General features: G+C 61.1%; 17 protein-coding genes. 6 read left to right on the plus strand and 11 right to left on the minus strand.

Annotated features, from left to right (window positions below; translation table 11 throughout):
• The first annotated feature begins 14 nt into the window (after positions 1–14).
• Positions 15–653: a class I SAM-dependent methyltransferase gene (locus AB7783_RS28785; protein ID WP_089262053.1), complete on the plus strand. Its 639-nt coding sequence runs from the start codon at positions 15–17 to the stop codon at positions 651–653.
• A 50-nt stretch (positions 654–703) separates the two neighbouring features.
• Positions 704–1,075 carry a hypothetical protein gene (locus tag AB7783_RS28790; RefSeq protein ID WP_441279513.1) on the plus strand — a complete coding sequence of 124 codons (372 nt, stop codon included), beginning with the start codon at positions 704–706 and terminating at the stop codon, positions 1,073–1,075.
• 15 nt (positions 1,076–1,090) lie between these two features.
• Here AB7783_RS28790 and AB7783_RS28795 read toward each other — a convergent pair whose 3' ends face one another.
• The 8 genes from AB7783_RS28795 to AB7783_RS28830 all read right to left on the minus strand — a co-directional run bounded on the left by AB7783_RS28795 (position 1,091) and on the right by AB7783_RS28830 (position 9,625).
• The gene (locus tag AB7783_RS28795) at positions 1,091–2,950 is read right to left on the minus strand and encodes a bifunctional sugar phosphate isomerase/epimerase/4-hydroxyphenylpyruvate dioxygenase family protein (RefSeq protein WP_441279514.1); all 1,860 of its coding nucleotides are present in this window, start codon (positions 2,948–2,950) and stop codon (positions 1,091–1,093) included.
• The gene (locus AB7783_RS28800) at positions 2,947–3,687 is read right to left on the minus strand and encodes an ABC transporter ATP-binding protein (protein WP_441279515.1); all 741 of its coding nucleotides are present in this window, start codon (positions 3,685–3,687) and stop codon (positions 2,947–2,949) included. Before AB7783_RS28800 ends, AB7783_RS28795 begins: the two co-directional genes overlap by 4 nt.
• Before the next feature lie 10 nt (positions 3,688–3,697).
• The gene (locus AB7783_RS28805; RefSeq protein WP_089262045.1) at positions 3,698–4,441 is read right to left on the minus strand and encodes an ABC transporter ATP-binding protein; all 744 of its coding nucleotides are present in this window, start codon (positions 4,439–4,441) and stop codon (positions 3,698–3,700) included.
• A complete protein-coding gene (locus AB7783_RS28810) occupies positions 4,438–5,433 on the minus strand; it encodes a branched-chain amino acid ABC transporter permease (RefSeq protein ID WP_089262043.1) in 996 nt (331 codons plus the stop codon). Before AB7783_RS28810 ends, AB7783_RS28805 begins: the two co-directional genes overlap by 4 nt.
• Positions 5,430–6,305: a branched-chain amino acid ABC transporter permease gene (locus AB7783_RS28815; RefSeq protein WP_093759434.1), complete on the minus strand. Its 876-nt coding sequence runs from the start codon at positions 6,303–6,305 to the stop codon at positions 5,430–5,432. Before AB7783_RS28815 ends, AB7783_RS28810 begins: the two co-directional genes overlap by 4 nt.
• A 183-nt stretch (positions 6,306–6,488) precedes the next feature.
• Positions 6,489–7,631 carry an ABC transporter substrate-binding protein gene (locus tag AB7783_RS28820; RefSeq protein WP_441279516.1) on the minus strand — a complete coding sequence of 381 codons (1,143 nt, stop codon included), beginning with the start codon at positions 7,629–7,631 and terminating at the stop codon, positions 6,489–6,491.
• Positions 7,632–7,691: 60 nt separating this feature from the next.
• On the minus strand, positions 7,692–8,582 hold the full coding sequence (locus AB7783_RS28825) for a shikimate dehydrogenase (RefSeq protein WP_441279517.1): 891 nt from the start codon (positions 8,580–8,582) through the stop codon (positions 7,692–7,694).
• A 104-nt stretch (positions 8,583–8,686) separates the two neighbouring features.
• A complete protein-coding gene (locus AB7783_RS28830; protein WP_441279518.1) occupies positions 8,687–9,625 on the minus strand; it encodes a LysR family transcriptional regulator in 939 nt (312 codons plus the stop codon).
• A gap of 264 nt (positions 9,626–9,889) precedes the next feature.
• Between AB7783_RS28830 and AB7783_RS28835 the strand changes: the two genes are divergently transcribed.
• Entirely contained in the window at positions 9,890–11,098 is a 1,209-nt protein-coding gene (locus AB7783_RS28835; protein WP_441279519.1) for a glycosyltransferase, read from the plus strand.
• Positions 11,099–11,111: 13 nt separating this feature from the next.
• On the opposite strand, the gene AB7783_RS28840 is transcribed toward AB7783_RS28835, so the two are convergent.
• Both AB7783_RS28840 and AB7783_RS28845 read right to left on the minus strand, forming a co-directional pair.
• Positions 11,112–11,534, minus strand: coding sequence for a hypothetical protein (locus tag AB7783_RS28840; protein ID WP_441279520.1), 423 nt, complete (start codon positions 11,532–11,534; stop codon positions 11,112–11,114).
• Between the two features lie 93 nt (positions 11,535–11,627).
• Positions 11,628–12,308 carry a TetR/AcrR family transcriptional regulator gene (locus AB7783_RS28845; RefSeq protein ID WP_441279521.1) on the minus strand — a complete coding sequence of 227 codons (681 nt, stop codon included), beginning with the start codon at positions 12,306–12,308 and terminating at the stop codon, positions 11,628–11,630.
• Positions 12,309–12,504: 196 nt separating this feature from the next.
• Here AB7783_RS28845 and AB7783_RS28850 point away from each other — a divergent pair, with 196 nt between their 5' ends.
• The 3 genes from AB7783_RS28850 to AB7783_RS28860 all read left to right on the plus strand — a co-directional run bounded on the left by AB7783_RS28850 (position 12,505) and on the right by AB7783_RS28860 (position 17,985).
• Positions 12,505–13,716 carry an efflux RND transporter periplasmic adaptor subunit gene (locus AB7783_RS28850; RefSeq protein ID WP_441279522.1) on the plus strand — a complete coding sequence of 404 codons (1,212 nt, stop codon included), beginning with the start codon at positions 12,505–12,507 and terminating at the stop codon, positions 13,714–13,716.
• Between the two features lie 5 nt (positions 13,717–13,721).
• On the plus strand, positions 13,722–16,874 hold the full coding sequence (locus tag AB7783_RS28855; protein WP_441279523.1) for an efflux RND transporter permease subunit: 3,153 nt from the start codon (positions 13,722–13,724) through the stop codon (positions 16,872–16,874).
• Positions 16,875–16,962: 88 nt separating this feature from the next.
• Positions 16,963–17,985, plus strand: coding sequence for an NAD(P)H-dependent flavin oxidoreductase (locus tag AB7783_RS28860; protein WP_441279524.1), 1,023 nt, complete (start codon positions 16,963–16,965; stop codon positions 17,983–17,985).
• On the opposite strand, the gene AB7783_RS28865 is transcribed toward AB7783_RS28860, so the two are convergent.
• Positions 17,982–18,989 carry a helix-turn-helix domain-containing protein gene (locus AB7783_RS28865; protein WP_441279525.1) on the minus strand — a complete coding sequence of 336 codons (1,008 nt, stop codon included), beginning with the start codon at positions 18,987–18,989 and terminating at the stop codon, positions 17,982–17,984. The genes AB7783_RS28860 and AB7783_RS28865 overlap by 4 nt on opposite strands.
• Positions 18,990–19,137 lie beyond the last annotated feature (148 nt).

A 19,137-nucleotide genomic window follows, 5' to 3' on the forward strand; every position in this document is an offset into this window, starting at 1 on the left:
TTCAGGGTAGGGGCATGGCTGGCGATATCGACCGCGCGGGGGTCGCGAAGGCTTACGGGCGCTGGGCGCCGATTTACGATCTCGTTTTTGGCAAGGTGTTCGATAGCGGTCGGCAATCGACCATCATCGAGGCCGATCGCATCGGCGGCCGCATCCTTGATGTCGGTGTCGGCACAGGTCTGTCGCTGGTCGATTACGCCCGCACCACGAAGATTTGCGGCGTCGATATTTCCGAGCCGATGCTGCGCAAGGCGCATGAGCGCGTCCGCACCCACAATCTCACCAATGTCGAAACGCTGGCGGTCATGGACGCGAAGAACCTCGCATTCCCCGACAATCATTTCGATGCCGTCGTGGCACAATATGTCATCACAGCCGTACCCGATCCGGAAGCGACGCTGGACGATTTCATCCGCGTGTTGAAACCAGGCGGCGAGCTCATTCTCGTCAATCACATCGGCGCTGAAAGCGGTCCGCGCAAGATTTTCGAACTGGCCTTTGCGCCGCTGGCGCGCCGTCTCGGCTGGCGACCGGAATTTCCGTGGAAGCGGCTGGTGGACTGGGCAACGGTCCATGGCGGGATCACGCTGGCCGAGCGCCGGCCGATGCCGCCGATGGGGCATTTTTCGCTGATCCGCTACATTAAATCCTGACTGTGGAGCGCGGGACCGGAACCTCCGTTCGCGCCCGCGGTTGGCTCTGGATGCAGATCAAACAGTCGCTCGTCATCGCAGGTCTAGTCATCGCCGGTTCCGGCGCCGCCTTTGCGCAGGCGCCGCCGACGCCTGCCACACCTCCCGCACAGACCGCGCCGCCATCGGCCGAGCGCGCAAATGTCGATTGTGCACCCACACAAACGACCCCACAGGGGACGATTGCTCCGAGCGGTACGACGACCGGCCAGAGCCCGGAGCCGTTGGGCGATAAACTCGCGAAATCAGATGGCGTTCTGTGTCCGCCGAGCAATGTCGATCCTGCGATGCGGGCACGCGCGCCGAATTCGGATAGCAGCAATACGCCGGTGATTCCGCCGCCCGGCAGTCCCGGTGGCGATCAAAGCGTTCGGCCGAAGTAAGTCTTAACGAGTTCGTCAGGCGCGCGGCATCGAAACAGGCCGCGCGTCACGCGTTTGCGCGGCGAGCCGGATGCCAGCATTGGCCGCACCAAATCCCTGATAGTTGCGACGCTCGACAATCTCGAAGAAGAAGCGCTCATCGAAGCTCGGCGTGTAGATCTGGAAGAATTCGCCGTCGCCTTCGCGATCATACAGGATCTGGTTGTCGCGCAGCGCAGCCATCAGCTCGGCATCGAGCCCATATTTGGCTTCCACGTCATCGTAATAATTGTCGGGAATACGCAGGAATTTGGCGCCGCGTTTGCGCATATCGGCCACAGCGGAAAAGATATTGTCGCACAAGAACGCGATATGTTGCACGCCGGAACCGAAGAACTCCGAGATGAAGCGGTTCGACAGCGTGCGCGTTGCGGATGATCCGTTCAGGATGATGCGCAGCGACTGATTGGCTGATATCAGCGCCTGGCTTTGCACGAGGCCGACCGGGTCCGGAATTTCCATCTGCGGCAGGCGCTGCAGGTCGAGAATGCCGGTGTAGAACAACAGCCATGACAGCATCTCGTCATAGGGCATCGATTGCGAGATGTGATCGACGACGGAGAGATGGTCTGTACCGGCATTGCTCTGCAGCGGCTCGAAATCTACGTCCCAGTTCTTGCCGGCGGCTTCCAGGAAATAGAGAAGACTTCCGCCGACGCCGTGGATCGCCGGGATTTCCAGTTCGCCCGGTCCGACTGGCTGATAGAATGTCCGCGCCTGCAACGCTTCAGCGCGCGCCATGGCTTGCTTGGTATTGCCGACGTCCAGTGCGATGGCGCACACGCCGGGGCCATGCGTCACGTAATGCGAATGCGCGAAACCGTCCGGCTCTGAATTGATCACGAGTTCGATCGCGCCCTGGGACCAGCGTTCGACGTCCTTGCTGCGATGCGCGCCGGTTTTGCGAAAGCCGAGCTGGCCGAGCAGCGTTGCGAGGTCCGCGGCCTTGGTCTCGTTGACGGCGAATTCGATGAAGCCGACGCCGCGGGTGGATGTCTTGGGCTGCAGGGCGTCGGCGGGTGTCTTTGCCAGCTGATCCTGCAACAGGATCAGTGAGCGCAATCCGTCAGTGGCGGTGCGAACGGCAGAGCCTGCGCGGAACTGGTCGTTGAAAATCTCGAGCGACCACGCGCCGCTATAGCCGGTGGCTTGCACCGCTTCCATGAACTCAGCCACAGGCAGGTCGCCCTGACCGGGGAAGCAGCGGAAATGCCGGCTCCAGGACAAGACATCGAGGCCCAGCTTCGGCGCGTCGGCGAGTTGCACCAGAAAGATCTTGTCGGCCGGGATCGATGCAATGGCACTGACGGGAAATGCCGGGGCCAGGGCATGGAAGCTGTCGAGGATCACCCCGATGGACGGGTGAGTAGCGCGGCGCACGATCTCCCAGGCATCGCGATAGTCGTTGACATGGGCGCCCCATGCGAGCGCCTCGAAGCCGACACGCATGCCATGCTTCGCGGCGAGGTCCCCAAGCTCACGAAAATCCGCTGCTGCCCGGTCGATACCGCCGAGCGAGGCCGGGGAAATGTTGCTGCAGACCAGCATCAGATCGGTCTGCAATTCCTGCATCAGATCGAATTTGCGCTCGGCGCGGGCGAAGTTGCGGCTGCGCTGCGGCTCCGGCATGCCTTCGAAATCACGGAACGGCTGGAAGGCGCAGATGGTCAGGCCGAGGCCGCGGCACATCTGGCCGACGTCCCTTGGGCTTCCATTGAAGGACAGAAGGTCCGCTTCAAAGATCTCGACCTCGTCGAAGCCGGCAGCCGCGATAGCGCGGAGTTTCTCATCCAGTGCGCCTGATAGCGAGACGGTAGCGATCGAGAGCTTGTTCATGCCGCGGTCTCCGTCATGGCGCCGCCGAGGAACAACTGTCCGATGCGCGGATCGTTGAGCACACGGTCGGCCTTGTCCATCAAGCGGGTCTGGCCGAGTTCGAGCACGATGCCGAAATCGGAAATCTCCAGTGCCGAGCGTGCGTTCTGCTCGATCATCAGGATCGAGACACCGCGGTCACGCAGCTCCTTCAGGATGTTGAAGGTCTGCAGCACCATCAGCGGCGACAGCCCAATGGAAGGTTCATCGATCAGCACCAGCTGTGGATTGAGCAGCAGGCCGCGAGCGATTTCAAGCTGCTTCTGCTCGCCGCCGGATAGCGTCGAGGCCTGTTGCTTCGCCTTGGTGCGCAGCACGGGGAATTTATCGAGAGCGGCCTCGATACGAGCCGGGAGATCGGTGATGTCGCGGCCGGCGGCGACGGCACCCAGCTCGATATTGTGACGGACCGTCAATTCCGGAAAGATATTGCGGCCCTGCGGGACATAGCAGATGCCTGCCGTCAGCAGTGCGCGCTGGCCGAGACCGGTGACGTCCTTGCCCTTGAATACGACTTTGCCTTCGCGCAGCTTCAGCAGACCGAAGATCGCCTTGAACACCGTGGACTTGCCGGCGCCGTTTGGCCCGATGACGGTGGTGATCGACCCAGGCGGCACCGAGAAGGTGGTGCCATTCAAGATCGTCATCTTGCCGTAGCCGCCGACAAGGTTCTGAACGTCCAGGATTGCATCGCTCATGGCACTATCCTCAATGTCCCAGATAGGCTTCGATCACGGCAGGATTGGCGCGGATTTCGTCCGGTCGCCCCACCGCAAGAACCTTGCCTTCGGCCATCACCATCACGCGTGTGCAGAGCGACATCACGAATTCCATGTTGTGCTCGATGACAACGAAAGTGGCGCGCTTCTCCCGGTTGATCGCCGCGAGGCGATCCTTGAGATCCGCGAGCATGGTCAGGTTGACGCCGCCGGCAGGCTCGTCGAGCAGCACGAGGCGCGGTCCGCCCATGAAGGCCATCGCGGCATCGAGCAGTTTCTGCTGGCCATAAGAGAGGCCGCCCGCGGGCTCATCGGCGAGATGGTCGAGCTTGAAGAAGCCGATCATCTGGTTGGCCGCCTCTGTCAGTCCGGCATCGGATGGGCCGAGCAGGCGCGACAGCATGTTACCCTGGTGTTCCTGACCGGCAAGGATCAGGTTTTCGCGCACTGACAGCTTCGGGAATACCTGCAGCAATTGAAACGTGCGGCTGACACCGAGGCCGTTCAGCTCTGACGGCCGCATGCCGGTGACCACCTTGCCGTCGACCTTCACTTCGCCGGCGCTTGGCGTGAGCTGGCCGAGGATGCAGTTGAACAAAGTGGACTTGCCGCAGCCGTTCGGGCCGATCAGGCCGAGGATTTCCCCTTCCTGCACATCGAACGAGACGCCGTTGACGGCGGTGATGCCGCCAAAGCTCTTACGGATATTGCTGACTTCGAGAACCGCGGTCATGGCGCCGTTTCCAGTTTCGCTTTGGCGACCGCACGCAATGCGGAGGCTGCCTTGGTGCGGCGTTCGGAGATGTAACGATCGAGAATGCCGAGAATGCCGGTGGGTGAGTAGATTAGCAGCAGGATCACCGCGATGGCATAGAGCATCAGATAGTAGCCCTGCGTGAAGCGCAGCCATTCAGGCAGCAACACGGCAATCATCGCGCCGAGGAACGGCCCAAAGAAGAAACCGGAGCCGCCGACGATCACCATCATCAAGAGATCGAGCGACAGCGACAGGTGGAACGGCACGGGATCGACATATTGGGTCAGCGGCGCATAGAGCGTGCCCGCGACACCGCCGAGTGCGGAACCAATTGCAAAGGCCATCAGCGTATAGCGCCGTGTGTCGATGCCGAGCGAGAGCGCACGAACGGGATTTTCGCGCAGCGCAATGAAAGCGCGGCCCCAGGGCGAGCGGATCAGCCACCAGACGGCGAGCGAGACGATGCCGAGCGAACCGAGACAGACATAATAGAACGGCAGTGGTCGCCGCGTCGGATAGCCGAAGATCTCGGGGCGCGGGATGTTGCTGATGCCGTAGATGCCTTTGGTCAGCCAATCCTCGTTCCGAAACACGAGAAAAGCGAGCGTCGAAAAGGCGAGGGTGACAAAAGCCAGATAGTGATGCTGTACGCGGAGCGCGGGGTAACCGAGAATCCAGCCGATGGCGAAGCACAGCACGATGGCAACGCCGAGCGCTCCGATGAGCGGCAGACCATTCGATGTCATGATCGCAGCCGTATAAGCGCCGATGCCGACAAAGGCGCCCTGCGCCAGCGAGACCTGTCCTGCATAGCCCAGCGTCAGGTTAAGCCCCATGGCGGCGATGGTCATCACCGCCCACTGGCTCAGGATGAACAGACCGTAGCGGTTGAAGTTCATCGGGACGATGATCAGCGCGGCAATGACAACGATGCCGAAGCCGATCTTGAGGGTCTTCGCCGCGGTCATACGGTGCGCTCCTCGGGCCGGCCGAGCATGCCCTGTGGCCGAAACAGAATGATCGCGATCAGCAGAACCAATGGCACGGCGGCGCGATACTGGGTGGAGACATAGGCGGCTGACAGATTGTCGACGACGCCGATCAGCAGGCCTCCGGCAATGGCGCCGCGGACCTGGTTGAAGCCGCCGACAATGGCGGCGATGAATGCGGCCTGGCCAAGCACTTCGCCGTTGGAGAATTTAGCGAGATAGATCGGAGTGATGAGGAGTGAAGCCAGCGCGACCAGAAACGCGTTGATCAGGAAGGTCAGCAGGATCATGCGTTCAACGGGCACGCCGATGATGCGCGCGACGGTCGGGTTTTGCGCGGCAGCCTGCATCTGGTGACCGATGGAGGTGCGGTTCAGCAGCGTTGTCAGGCCGAGCACGGCGAGAATCGCCAGCACCAGCACGCCGATGCTCTGCAGGGCGACGACGCGGCCGAAAATCGTGACGTCACCGCCCGGGATGATCGATGGAAATGGCGAGGCTTCGGCACTCCAGAATTGCTTGGCGGCTTCCTTGATGCCGATGGCCAGGGCCATGGTCGCAATCGCCAGCGGCAGCACGCCATGGCGCAGCATTGGATCGACCAGCAACATTTTGAAGCCGAGGCCCAGCAGCAGCAGCGACAGCGCGATGCCAATCAGGATCGCCAGCCAGAACGGCGCACCGGCATGCATCACCGCCAGCATCAGGAAGGCCGGCAGCATGACGAATTCGCCCTGCGCGAAATTGATGGTCTGTGAGGTCTGCCACAGCAGCGTGAAGCCGACGGCGACGATCGCGTAGATCGCCCCGGTGGCAAGACCTGCGATGAGGAGATCGAGAAGGTTGGACATGTGGTTCTCCAAATGGCCGGCAGCTAAAGCACCGGCCGCGCGCTCCCTCGCCCCGCCTGCGGGGAGAGGGCTGGGGTGAGGGGCTCTTGCGAGTGAAACACTCGCTCCCCCTCACCCGAAGCCTCGCTTCCGCTCGGCTCCGACCTCTCCCCGCAAGTGGGGAGAGGTTAAGTACGCGAGGCCTCAGTTGCCGAGCTTTGGCAGCACCTGCTTGACGACCTGCTTGCCCTCGACGATCTCGACGAGGAAACCCTGTCTATCGATGTCGCCATTGGCGTCGAAAGTCGCGTCCATCAGGATGCCCGGCTCCTTGGCGGCGGTGATAGTGAAGCCGTGCAGGGCATCGGCGAAGCCCTTGGAATCGACCTTGCCCATCTTCTCGGTGGTGGCCTTGATCATGTAGATCGCGAGCCAGCCCTTGAGGCCGTTATGGTCTGGGACGTAGTTGTACTTCTTCACGAACTTGTCGCGGAACGCCTTGATCAGTTCGACCGGCGCGTCGGTGGTGAGGCCGACATGGCCGCGCGCGCCATTGGCCGCGTCGCCGGCGAGTTCGACGACCTTCTGTCCGACCAGTGTGGTTTCGCCGACCAGCGGCACAGTGATGCCCTGGCGTTTCAACTCCTTCAGTATGCGCGCGCTCTCTTCTTCGTTGACGTAAACGAAGACTGCATCCGGCGCTGCCGACTTGATCTTGCTGACATCGGCCGCGAAGTCGGCCTGGCCGGCTTCGGTGGAGAGATCGGCCGCGACTTTGATATTGTACTTGGCGAATTCCTTGCTGATGGAATCGCGCCCGCCTTTGCCGAAGTCGTTGTTGACCCAGACGATGGCGACCGACTTCGCCTTCAATTCATCATTGATGTATTTGGCGACCTTGGGCATCGACGACTGCTGGCCGAACGAGGTGCGGAACAGAAACTTGTTGCCGGCCTGGGTCAGTTCGGCGGCTTCGCCGCCCATGATCTGTGCGATGCCGGCTTCGGCGGCGAGCGGCGCGGTGACCTTCACCGAACCGGAATAGCCGGGCCCGAGCAGCACATAAGGCTCGGCGTCCAGTGCCTTCTGAACCTGTGCGCGGGCGACACCGGGGTTCGATTGCGAGTCTGCGTGGGTCACTTCCAGCTTGCGGCCGAGTACACCGCCCTTGGAATTGATTTCTTCGATCGCGAGATCGATGCCGTTCTTCCAGTTGGTGCCGACGGTGGCGCCGCCGCCGGACAATTCGGCGACATTGGCGAGTTTAATAGGGGCTCCGGACTGCGCGATGGCAGCACCGGTCAATACAGTCGCGAGCAGGGCGCTCGCCAAAAACACTGGCTTCATAGAATCCTCCTGTTGCTATTGTTGTGTTTGTGGGCGCGGCCTTATGAGCGGCCGCTTCATTCAGGCTGCGTTTGGTGTCGGGTACCTTTTGACCATGACGGCGTCGAAAGCAATTCCCATTTCAGTCGGTGAAGGCGCAAATCCTGTAAACAACTCAAAGGCATCGGCGGCCTGGTAGATCGCCAGATCGCGGCCGGTCATGACCGGCGCGCCTTTGGCCTTGGCCGCGTTGAGCAGCGGCGTCCACAGCGGGGAATACACGGCATCCGCAACCCACGCTTCCGCATGCAGCAGCGCATCGGGCACTGGCGTGCCGCGGTTGGGCAACATGCCGATGGGTGTGCCGTTGACGATGCCGACCGCGCCGCGAACGGCGTCATCGACGCTGTCCGCCACGCGGATGCTTTGCTTGTTGTGGAGCAGGGAAACGAGATGCCGGGCCTTGGCCGCGTCCGTATCGAAGATCCTGATCTCGGAAACGCCGAGATCAGCCAGCGCAAAGGCGATGGCCTTGCCGACGCCGCCGGTGCCGATGACCGCGACCGGGCCGTGGTTGGAATTGGCGACCAGTTGCCTGGCGGCCCGTGCAAAGCCCGTGGTGTCGGTGTTGTGGCCAGTCAGCCTGCCGTCGCGGACCACGACCGTGTTAACGGCGCCGATGGCCTTGGCCCCGGGCGAGAGCTCGTCGAGCAGATCGACCACGGCTTCCTTATAGGGGAAGGTCACGTTTATGCCGGCAAAACCGAGACGACGGACGCCGTCCAGAACGGCGCGCAAATCGCCGCGGTCGGCGCCGGCGATTTCGATCAGCTGATAGTGACAGCGGGCGCCCATGGCCTCGGCGGCCCGCTCGTGCATCGCCGGTGACGCTGAATGCGCGATCGGCGCGCCTAGCAGGCCGGTGAGGAAACGTTGGCCCGTCGCCGGGATATGGGGCGTCGAAGAGGTCATGAACGGATGGCCAATACTGTCAATCATCATCAGAAACAGGACAGAAGATAGCGCGGCGGCGATCTAACACAATTACCCTGTTATACAACAAACATAACATGATGTTATTTTTTACGGACGCGCGAGGCCGGCTTTGCAGCGGCAATTTTGTGAGAGCCGACTGCGCGCATCTCGGTGCGCAGGCAGTCGATGAAATGCTCGATATGCAGTGACAGCGGCGCGCCGCGTTTCACGGCGACATAGGTATCGAACCGGGTCGGCTCGACGATGCGGATCACCTCGACGCCGGGATAGCCGCCATGGGCCACCGTGAACTGGTCGATGACCGCGATGCCCAATCCTGCCTTCACCAGGGCACAGACCGTGGTGCCAAATCTCGCTCGAATGGTGATGTCGTATTTGAGTTTATTGCGGGCGAAGATCTCGGCCATGATCCGACCGTAGGGGTCGTTGGGGTCGATGCCGATGAGGGGATACCGGATGATCTCCTTGGCTGACACCTGCTTGCGACCTGCGAGTTCGTGTCCCTCCGGCACGATGCAGAACAATTCGCCGGACGCCAGCGGCATGAAGTCGAGCCCGGGATGTTCGAGCCGATAGCTCATGGCGACGCAGTCGCCGCGACCGAGCAGCAGATAGTCGATCGCCTCCTCAAGCTTGAGAATGTTGATGTCGATCCGCAGACCGGGATAACGCCGCCGCACCTGCTCGATGGCACGCGGCACCATCACCTGCGAGATACTGGGAACCGATCCGATGCGCAATTCCGACAGTGTTCCGTGGCCGATCTTCGAGATGATCTCGGTGAGATCGTCGACTTTCTTGTAAACACTGTTGATCTGCTCGAAAATATTCTGCGCTTCAGGGGTCGGGAAGTAGCGTCCGTTCTGGCGCTGGAAGAAGCGGATGCCGAGCGACTTCTCGGTGTATTTGACCAGGCGGCTGATGCCGGGCGCGGACACATTCAGGAGTTTGGCAGCGCCGCCAATGGTGCCCGTCACCATGACGGCGCGGATCACTTCAACCTGGCGTAACGTCATCATGCGCAAAAACTCTCGTTATGCTGAACGGCGCGGATGGTGCGCCAGAATGCGCGCTCTTTTGCCTTGGATGGACATGGTACCGACCGCGCCCTGCGAACCGGGTAACATCTTCCCCAGAGATTATCAGAACACATCTGAATTGATTCAATTTTTACCGACGGTTCGCAATCGAATTAACGCAAGTTGTAGGAGTGGATTGTAGAAGGGGCGCATTGGTCTATTTTCAGGTCAGCCCACATTCGTCGTTTCCGCCGTTGAGGTCCTATGCGCGTCGCTGTCGTCCACGATTGGCTCTACACGCTGGGCGGTGCCGAGCAGGTGCTGCGCGAGATATTGCAGTGCTATCCGGAAGCGGATGTGTTCACGCTGTTCGATGTGCTGACGCCGGAAGATCGCGCCAAGATCGGCTTCAAGAAGGCGCGCACCAGCTTCCTGCAGAAGATGCCGTTCATCCGCAAACGTCATCGGTCATATTTGCCACTCATGCCGATCGCGATCGAGCAGTTCGATCTATCGGGCTACGACCTGGTTATTTCCAGCAGTTATGCGGTAGCCAAGGGTGTGATCACCGGCCCGAACCAGCTTCATGTATCCTATGTGCATTCGCCGATGCGTTATGCGTGGGACTTGCAGCACGCTTATCTGAATGAAAGCGGGTACACCGCTGGCATCAAGAGCGCGTTGGCGCGGGCACTGCTGCACCGCATCCGGATCTGGGACGTGCGGACGGCCCATGGGCCAGACGCCATGCTGGCGAACTCCAATTTCGTCGCCAAGCGGATCAAGAAGGTCTATGGCCGCGACGCCAAGGTCATCTATCCGCCGGTGACCATGTCAAAGCTGCCGCCGGATCTGCCCACCGGGGACCACTTCCTCGCGGCAAGCCGTCTGGTGCCCTACAAGAAGATCGAAGCCGTGATCCAGGCCTTTGCCGAACTGCCGGATCAGAAGCTGATCGTTGCAGGCGACGGCCCGGATGCGGAGCGGTTGAAGGCAATCGCTGGCCCGAACGTGACATTTGTCGGTTTCGTGAGTGATGAGAAGCTGCGCGAATTAATGGCGACCGCGCGTGCCTTCGTCTTTGCCGCCGAGGAGGACTTCGGGATCATCGTTGTCGAAGCGGAATCCGAGGGTGCGCCGGTTCTGGCGTTCGGCCGCGGCGGCGCGCGCGAGACGGTTTCGGCCTCTCCCGAATTGCGCACCGGCATGTTTTTCGATTCCAACGAGCCGAAAGCGATTGCGGAATGCGTCCGTGCCTTCGTGGCGAATGAAAGCTCATTTTCGCGTGCTGACTGCCGGATGCAGGCCGAGAAATTCTCGGCCGAGCGTTTCCGCAACGAACTGATGTCATTCGTGAACGATCACATGCGGACATTCAGCGGTGAGCGGCGGCGCAATCGCGATGGCAGTTCGCCGGATACGGCGGGCTTCAAGCGGCGTTGGAGCGATGCCAAGGATTCCGCCCGAAGCTAATAGGCGTCTGCCGTTACGATGATGCCCGCGCCCCCGGCCCTTTGTAATCCGGAAACCGCGACAGCATGGCGGTCTTCAGGAACTTGAAGTGCGAGATGCTGACAGCAAGGTCGCGCAACCGGCGCTGGCCGTTTGAAATTTCGGTTTCGAACAGGTCCAGGTGATCGCTGTCGAGCTTCTCTCGGGTCAGATACTCATCGTCCCCATTGCCGAAGGTTACAGCCGCGCGCGCCAGCACATCGTCAACGCGGCGGGTGAGGCCGGCCTGCTCGGCTTCGGCATTGCTGAGTGCGCTATCGAGGGCCGAAAGGACGTAATCCAGCCGCTCGCGATCAGTTTCGGCATCGCGTTCAGCCGAACGCGCCCTGAACTCACGCTCGCCGACAAGGCTGCGAAGATAGTTCTGGGCACGGGCCCGCAGGAACATCTGGAACATGCCGTATCCGGTCCAAGCGCGCGGCGGTATGCCGCGCAATGGCGCAGCTTGGCCGATTATGGTGATCAACCGGTTAAGAAATAGAATGCGTGATCAGGCAGGCTTGCAGAACATCGCGATCGCCAACTCGATCCGCGTGTTGAGCATGCGCCGGTTGAGGCGATAGCTGTTATCGGCCATCAGCCTGAAATGATCATTGGCGAACACCATTCCGAGCAGCATTTCGGACACCTGTTTGATGGGCTGCTCACGGAGCTCGGGGCGGATCGTCACCTGTTTCAGCGCCTCCACCACGTCCTTGGCGCCTAGTTCGAAGATGACCTCGGCGAAGATGCCAGCGATATCCGGGGACAACAGGCGCTCGCTGATGATTAGTCGATGTAGCGCGATCTCGTCGGGCGCCAGCGCGATATCGACGATGTGCTTCAGGGATAGCCTTAACCGGTCGATCGGCGTGCCCTTGGTTTCCACGTGACCGAAACGAACCTGCGGCAGGCTGCGTAACAGCATCGCGCGGAACAGCTCGCTCTTGCTGGCGAACATCTTGTAAAGCGTTTTCTTCGACATCCCGGCCGCACCGGCGATGTCGTCCATGGTGGTCGCCGCGAAGCCCTTCAACGTGAAGGTGGTTTTGGCCACCGTCAGCAGATGCTCGGTGCGTTCGTCAGACGGCGGAGCTGAAGCGGTTGATGGGGTGGGTGCCGCTGGCGGCAGACGTATTGCCTGCGACAAAGTGCCATCGCGATTCTTCCTCGCACTTGCTGGTGCAACCATTGCGCATCGATCCCGTTAATGGAGGCCGCCTCACAAACGCTTGAGCAGCGACTTACCGCGCAGTGTAGCGCTTGACTTCCCGAAAGGAAACTACCAAGTTTCCTGCACGGAAACCGAAGAGTTTCCACATATTTCCAACGGCGACGTCGTCCGCGATTTGCGCGGATGCCGGGCGCCGTTTTGTATTGGTGAACTGATGATGAGCCTTGGATTTGCGCGCCCTTTCGCCCTGGTTGGCCTGCTGGCGCTCACGGGATGCGGCGAGGCGAAGAAGGAAGCTGCGACTCCGCCGGCACCTGAAGTTGGCGTCCTGGTTCTGAAGACGCGGGAGGCGCCGGTCTCCACCGTGCTTCCCGGCCGGGTCAATGCCTATCAGGTCTCGGAAGTGCGGCCGCAGGTTACGGGGATCCTGCAGAAGCGAAACTTTGTCGAAGGTTCGGAAGTGAAAGCAGGCGATCTTCTCTATGAGATCGACCCGGTTCAATATCAGGCTGCGCTCGAAAGCGCGGAGGCTGCGGTTCTGAAGGCGCAGGCCAATCTCGTGAGCGTGCGGCTCAAGGCCGAGCGCAAGACGCAGTTGCTCAAGACCAATGCTGCCAGTCAGCAGGATGTCGACGATGCCGTCGCCACCTTCAAGCAGGGTGAAGCCGATCTCAAGGCCGCTGAGGCCAATCGCGATACCGCGGCAATCGCGCTTGACCGCACGAAGGTAACCGCCTCGATCTCCGGTCGCATTGGAAAGTCGTCGATCACGCCGGGGGCCTTGGTCACCGCGAGCCAGGCCAGTGCGTTGACCACGATCCAGCAACTCGATCCGATCTATGTGGATCTCGATCAGTCGACCTCGGAAATGGAGCGGCTACGCTCTCAGATTCAGAGCGGCCGGTTGAAGCAGCCGGACGGCCGTGTCCAGATCGAGCTGTTGCTGGAGAACGGCAAGACCTACGATCAGAAAGGCAAATACAGCTTCACCGATTCCAGCGTGAATGAGGCGACCGGCTCGGTCAGCACCCGCGCCATCTTCGCAAATCCAAACCGGGCGCTATTGCCTGGCATGTATGTGCGAGCGCGCGTCGTGGCCGGTATCGATCCCACCGCGATCATGATCCCACAGCGTGCGGTGTCGCGTAATCCGCTCGGGCAAGCGACCGCCATGTTCGTCGACAAAGACGGCAAGGTCGAGCAGCGCATTATCGAAGTCACTCAGGCGATCGGCAACAACTGGCTGATCGAGCGCGGCGCTGCCTCGGGCGATCGGGTGATCATCGACGGATTGCAGAAGGTCAAGCCGGGCGCCAATGCCCGGACTGTCGAGGTGACCGTCGATCCCGCCACCGGCCTGACCCTCAATCCCGGCAAGCAGGCTGATGCAGGTGCCGACGCTGCGCCCGCGGCCCGCAAGGAATAACGGGCATGTCGCATTTCTTTATCAAACGCCCGATCTTCGCCTGGGTCCTTGCGATCCTGATCATGTTCGGCGGCCTGCTGGCCATTCTCGGGCTGCCGATCGCCCAGTATCCGCAGATCGCACCGACGGTGATCACGATCTCCGCGACCTATCCGGGCGCCAATGCGCAAACGGCGGAGAACTCGGTGACCAAGGTCATCGAGCAGAACATGACTGGCGTCGACTATCTGCAATATATGTCGTCCTACTCGACCTCGACCGGCACCGTGCAGATCTCGATCACCTTCAGCAACGAGGCCAATCCCGACATCGCGCAGGTGCAGGTGCAGAACAAGCTGCAGCTTGCGATGCCGCTTCTGCCGCAGGTCGTGCAGCAGCAGGGCCTGCGCGTGGTGAAGTCGTCGTCGAGCTTCCTGATGGTTCTCGGCTTCGTCTCCGAGGACGGCAGCATGACCGCCAGCGACATCGCGGATTATGTGGCGAGTTCGATCAACGAACCGATCAGCCGCGTCTCCGGTGTGGGTCAGGTGCAATTGTTCGGTGCCGAATATGCGATGCGGATCTGGCTCGATGCCGACAAGCTCGCGAAATACAATCTGATGCCGGGTGATGTCACTGCAGCCATTCAGGCACAGAATACTCAGGTGACAGCCGGCCAGCTCGGCGGTCTCCCGGCAGTCGATGGACAGCAGCTCAACGCGACGATCACATCGCAGAGCCGGTTGCAGACGATCGAACAATTCAACGACGTTATACTGCGGACCAGCACGTCTGGCCAGACGGTTCGTATCAAGGATGTCGCTCGCGTCGAACTCGGCTCCAAGAGTTATGACGCCGTCGCGCGCTATAATGGTAAGCCGGCGGCCGGCATGGGCATCAGCCTGGCAACCGGTGCCAATGCGGTGGCCACATCCGAGGGTGTGAAGGTGCGCATCAATCAGCTCACGGCGAATATGCCGGCGGGGCTGAAGGTGATCTACCCTTATGACACGACGCCATTCGTGAAACTGTCGATCGAGAAGGTCGTGCACACGCTATTCGAAGCGATCGTGCTCGTCTTCATTGTGATGTTTGTATTCCTGCAGAGCTGGCGGGCGACCATCATCCCGACCATTGCCGTGCCGGTGGTTCTGCTCGGCACTTTCGGCGTGCTGTCGATTGCCGGATATTCCATCAACACGCTGACCATGTTCGCGATGGTGTTGGCAATCGGCCTTCTCGTCGACGACGCCATCGTCGTTGTGGAGAACGTCGAGCGCGTGATGGAGGAAGAGGGCCTGTCGCCGCGTGAGGCGACCGAGAAGTCGATGCACGAGATCACCGGCGCACTGGTCGGCATCGGTGTCGTGCTGTCAGCGGTGTTCATTCCGATGGCCTTTTTCAGCGGCTCTGTCGGCATCATCTATCGGCAATTCGCACTCACCATCGTGTCGGCCATGGTGCTGTCGGTGCTGGTGGCGATGATCCTGACGCCGGCGTTGTGCGCGACGATTCTGAAAAAGCCCGAGAAGAGTCATGGCCAGAAGCGCGGTTTCTTCGGCTGGTTCAATCGCACTTTCGATCGCACCGCGAGTGGCTATGAAAAGACCACGGGCGCTGTGGTACGGCGGCCCGCCGCTGCCTTGATCGCTTTCGTCGCCGTTGTCGCCGGCATGGTGCTGCTATTCGTCCGGTTGCCGAGCTCGTTCCTTCCCGACGAAGACCAAGGCACGCTCATCTCGCTGATCCAGCTGCCGGTGGGCGCCACCGCCGGCCGCACGCTCGACGTGATCAAGCAGGTCGAGCATCAATTCATGGAGAATGAGAAGGATACAGTGCAGGGCGTGTTTGCGGTGCGCGGCTTCAGCTTCGCCGGGCAAGGCCAGAATGTGGGCCTCGCATTCATCAGCCTGAAGCCGTTTGCGGAACGTGCGGATCACGCGAAGTCGGCACAGGCTATCGCCGGACGCGCGATGGCAGTTTTCTCGAAGATTCGTGATGCGATGGCCTTCACCGTGTTGCCGCCGTCGCTGCCGGGCTTCGGCAATGCCAGTGGCTTCGACTTCTATCTGCAGGACTCCGGCGGTGCCGGCCACGAGGAGCTGCTAAAGACCCGCAATCAATTGCTCGGACAGCTTGCAGGCGACAAGCGTGTCGCGCAGTCGCGGCCGAACGGACAGGATGATACGCCGCAATTCAATCTCGATATCGATCAGCCGAAAGCCACGGCGCTTGGCATCAACCTGACCGACCTCAACACGACGCTGTCGGCGGCGTGGGGCGGCTCTTATGTCAACGACTTCATCGACCGCGGCCGCGTGAAACAGGTCTACGTGCAGGGCGACGCGCCGTTCCGGATGGGGACGACCGATATCGGAAGATGGTATGTGCGTAACGGGTCGGGCTCGATGGTGCCGTTCACAGCTTTCGCGAGCGAAAGATGGAGCTACGGCTCGCCGCGCCTCGAGCGCTACAATGGCGTGGCGGCCGTGCAGATCCAGGGACAGGCGGCACCCGGCACCAGTTCGGGCACCGCGATGACAGCGGTCGATGAGCAGGTGAAGAAACTGCCGGCCGGCTATACGCATGAATGGACCGGACTGTCGTTTCAGGAGCGGCTGACCGGCAGCCAGACGCTTTATCTCTATGCGATTTCGGTACTGATCGTGTTCCTCTGCCTCGCGGCTCTCTATGAGAGCTGGTCGATCCCCTTCGCCGTGATGCTGTCCGTGCCGATCGGCATCCTTGGAGCGCTGGCGGCGGCCACGATGTTCGGGCAAGCCAACGATGTCTATTTCCAGGTCGGTCTGCTCACGACGATAGGCCTGTCCGCGAAAAACGCGATTCTGATCGTGGAGTTTGCTATCGAGCAACAAGCGGCGGGCAAGTCCCTGGTCGAGGCGACGTTGCACGCTGCACGGCAGCGTCTGCGTCCGATCCTGATGACTTCGTTGGCCTTTGTTCTCGGCGTGCTGCCCCTGGCGATGGCGACCGGCGCAGGTTCGGCCAGCCAGAATGCCATCGGCATCGGCGTCGCGGGCGGTATGGTCACCGCGACGGCGCTCGGCATCTTCTTCGTGCCGGTGCTTTATGTGTTGGTGCAGCGCCTGTTTCCGGGCCGCAAGAAGGACGAGAAGGGCCGCGCACAGGAGCACGCAGTGGCATCGCCCGCGGAGTAACCGCGTCATGCCGGACATTCCGTCCAGCTTATAGCGGTCACCGGGGAATTCCGGCTATCCTCCCGAAAAATGAGAGGGATGGAAACAGATGCCGCTGTCTTCGAGCGACCGCCACGTGATCGCTGATCCCAGCGGCAAAGCGAGTGCGGCGCGTTTTACGGAAACAGTTCGGCGGCGGCTGTCGGTGCCGTTGGTCGCGGCGCCGATGTTTCGCGTCTCAGGCCCAGAACTCGTTATCGCGGCGTGCAAGGCTGGCGTGATCGGTTCGTTTCCAACGGCCAATTGCCGAACCGACGAAGAGCTCGATCACTGGATAACGCGTATTCTCGGCGCGCTCGGGCCGGACGACGCGCCGTTCTGTCCGAATCTCATCATTCGTCGCGAGACCTTGCAGGATGATCTGGCGACGGTGATCCGGCATGGCTGCGAGATGGTGATCACCAGCGTCGGATCGCCGGATGCGGTCGTCGGTCCGCTGCATGAGGCAGGCTGTATGGTGTTTGCCGATGTCGCCTCGATTCGCCATGCGAAGAAGGCCATTGCAGCGGGAGTCGATGGACTCGTCTTGCTGACGGCGGGTGCCGGCGGGCAGACCGGCTGGGTCAACGGTTTTTCGTTCGTGCGTGCGGTTCGCTCGTTCTGGGAGGGGCCGGTCGTGCTGGCCGGCGGTGTGTCGGACGGGCAGGCGGTGTTTGCCGCCGAGGTGCTGGGCTGTGATCTCAGCTATATGGGCACCAAGTTCATTGCCACCAAGGAGAGCATGGCGGTGGATGAGTACAAGCGGATGCTCGTCACGTCCGAGCTCGACGATGTCCTGCTGTCACGGGCCTTCACAGGCCTGGAAACCAATACGCTGGTTCCCTCGATTGTCGCCGCGGGCCTTGATCCGAAAGATCTGCCGACGGACATGACCAAAGAACGCGCCGATGCACTCTATGGCCGGCAGGCGACGTCCGGCGTCAAGCGGTGGCGCGACGTCTGGAGCGCAGGCCACTCTGTCTCTGGTGTTGCTGCAATCGAGCCCGTAGCGACGCTGGTCGCCCGCACGCGCGATGAATATGAGACTGCGCGTTCGACGACACGGCGTTCGCCCGCGGGGCCAGCGCGCTAGGAGTGAAGCATTCGCGCTCGGCGCAGGGTTTCGGACGGCAATTCCGCGAAGTGGCGCTTGTAGTCGAGCGAGAACTGGCTGAAGTGCCAGAAGCCCCACTTCACCGCGATATCGTACACACCGATCTGCTCATCGGTGCATTGCTTGAGTTCGCGGCGGACGCGGTTGAGCCGCACCGCTCGGAGATAGTGGATCGGATTGCTGCCGAGCACGTCCTGAAAACAGTAGTTCAGCTTGCGGCGGCTGGCACCGACGCCCTTGCAGACATCGAGGATCGACATCGGCTCGTCCGGCCGCGCGAGCATCAAGGCGCAGGCGCGTTCGACCAGACGCTTCCGTGCATTGCCACCACGCAGGTCGTCGCAGGGCTGCAGCGTCGGCAACAGATCGATGATCTCTGATAGCAAATTGTCTTCGAGATGCTGACGGGCGGCAACGTCGTCGAGAATCTGCGGTGTCTGCGCGACGATCTGATGCACGTAAATCAGCAACCGCCGGACGCGGTCGATCGCATCGGTGTCCGTCTTCAATTCCCTCAACTGATGCCAGAGACCCTCGGGCAGTTCGATCTGCAAAGCAGCCAGTGTCTTTTCCATCAGCGCCGCGTCCATCACGACGCCGCGCAACTCGAACTCCGGCGGTGTGCACATGTCGACTTCTGCATCGAAGCACGTGATGACGTTGCCCGGCGACATGCAGGCGCCGTTGAAATTGATGTCGGTCTGGGTATTCCACGGTAGCGCGATGCCGAAGCTGTCGGAGCCGAGTAGTCCGTATTGGCGCACTTTCTGGCTTGTAGTTTCCCTGAACACCTGAAGTCCGGGCAGCCGTACCTCGGTGAAAGTGCCGCGAAAAGCGCCGCAACTGATCTGATCGTAATCCAGCCGCCAGCGGCCGAGATTGGCGCAATGCGTATCGACGTCATCGCTCGCGGTGTCGAATAGCCAGGAATCCGCAGCTATTGCAGCGCTTCCACCAGCAGAGACATCAGGAGACAACAACATGCCGGATCTACTCTTGGCCGCTCAATCAGGGTGCAGATGTTAATCTAAGCAAAGCCTATGCCAGTCCCGCCGGAAAGGCATGGGCTGATTTTCGGAAGATTTGCCGATTCTTGATAACGGCCGAACCGACCTCCGCAGATGATCCCAT

The organism is Tardiphaga sp. 172_B4_N1_3 (assembly GCF_052076035.1).
GTDB classification, from domain to species: domain Bacteria; phylum Pseudomonadota; class Alphaproteobacteria; order Rhizobiales; family Xanthobacteraceae; genus Tardiphaga; species Tardiphaga robiniae.

Bases quoted from the DNA above. Each gene is read 5' to 3' on its own strand.
- AB7783_RS28785 (WP_089262053.1), top strand. From the start codon at position 15: ATGGCTGGCGATATCGACCGCGCGGGGGTCGCGAAGGCTTACGGGCGC.
- AB7783_RS28790 (WP_441279513.1), top strand. From the start codon at position 704: ATGCAGATCAAACAGTCGCTCGTCATCGCAGGTCTAGTCATCGCCGGT.
- AB7783_RS28795 (WP_441279514.1), bottom strand. From the start codon at position 2,950: ATGAACAAGCTCTCGATCGCTACCGTCTCGCTATCAGGCGCACTGGAT.
- AB7783_RS28800 (WP_441279515.1), bottom strand. From the start codon at position 3,687: ATGAGCGATGCAATCCTGGACGTTCAGAACCTTGTCGGCGGCTACGGC.
- AB7783_RS28805 (WP_089262045.1), bottom strand. From the start codon at position 4,441: ATGACCGCGGTTCTCGAAGTCAGCAATATCCGTAAGAGCTTTGGCGGC.
- AB7783_RS28810 (WP_089262043.1), bottom strand. From the start codon at position 5,433: ATGACCGCGGCGAAGACCCTCAAGATCGGCTTCGGCATCGTTGTCATT.
- AB7783_RS28815 (WP_093759434.1), bottom strand. From the start codon at position 6,305: ATGTCCAACCTTCTCGATCTCCTCATCGCAGGTCTTGCCACCGGGGCG.
- AB7783_RS28820 (WP_441279516.1), bottom strand. From the start codon at position 7,631: ATGAAGCCAGTGTTTTTGGCGAGCGCCCTGCTCGCGACTGTATTGACC.
- AB7783_RS28825 (WP_441279517.1), bottom strand. From the start codon at position 8,582: ATGACCTCTTCGACGCCCCATATCCCGGCGACGGGCCAACGTTTCCTC.
- AB7783_RS28830 (WP_441279518.1), bottom strand. From the start codon at position 9,625: ATGATGACGTTACGCCAGGTTGAAGTGATCCGCGCCGTCATGGTGACG.
- AB7783_RS28835 (WP_441279519.1), top strand. From the start codon at position 9,890: ATGCGCGTCGCTGTCGTCCACGATTGGCTCTACACGCTGGGCGGTGCC.
- AB7783_RS28840 (WP_441279520.1), bottom strand. From the start codon at position 11,534: ATGTTCCAGATGTTCCTGCGGGCCCGTGCCCAGAACTATCTTCGCAGC.
- AB7783_RS28845 (WP_441279521.1), bottom strand. From the start codon at position 12,308: ATGGTTGCACCAGCAAGTGCGAGGAAGAATCGCGATGGCACTTTGTCG.
- AB7783_RS28850 (WP_441279522.1), top strand. From the start codon at position 12,505: ATGATGAGCCTTGGATTTGCGCGCCCTTTCGCCCTGGTTGGCCTGCTG.
- AB7783_RS28855 (WP_441279523.1), top strand. From the start codon at position 13,722: ATGTCGCATTTCTTTATCAAACGCCCGATCTTCGCCTGGGTCCTTGCG.
- AB7783_RS28860 (WP_441279524.1), top strand. From the start codon at position 16,963: ATGCCGCTGTCTTCGAGCGACCGCCACGTGATCGCTGATCCCAGCGGC.
- AB7783_RS28865 (WP_441279525.1), bottom strand. From the start codon at position 18,989: ATGTTGTTGTCTCCTGATGTCTCTGCTGGTGGAAGCGCTGCAATAGCT.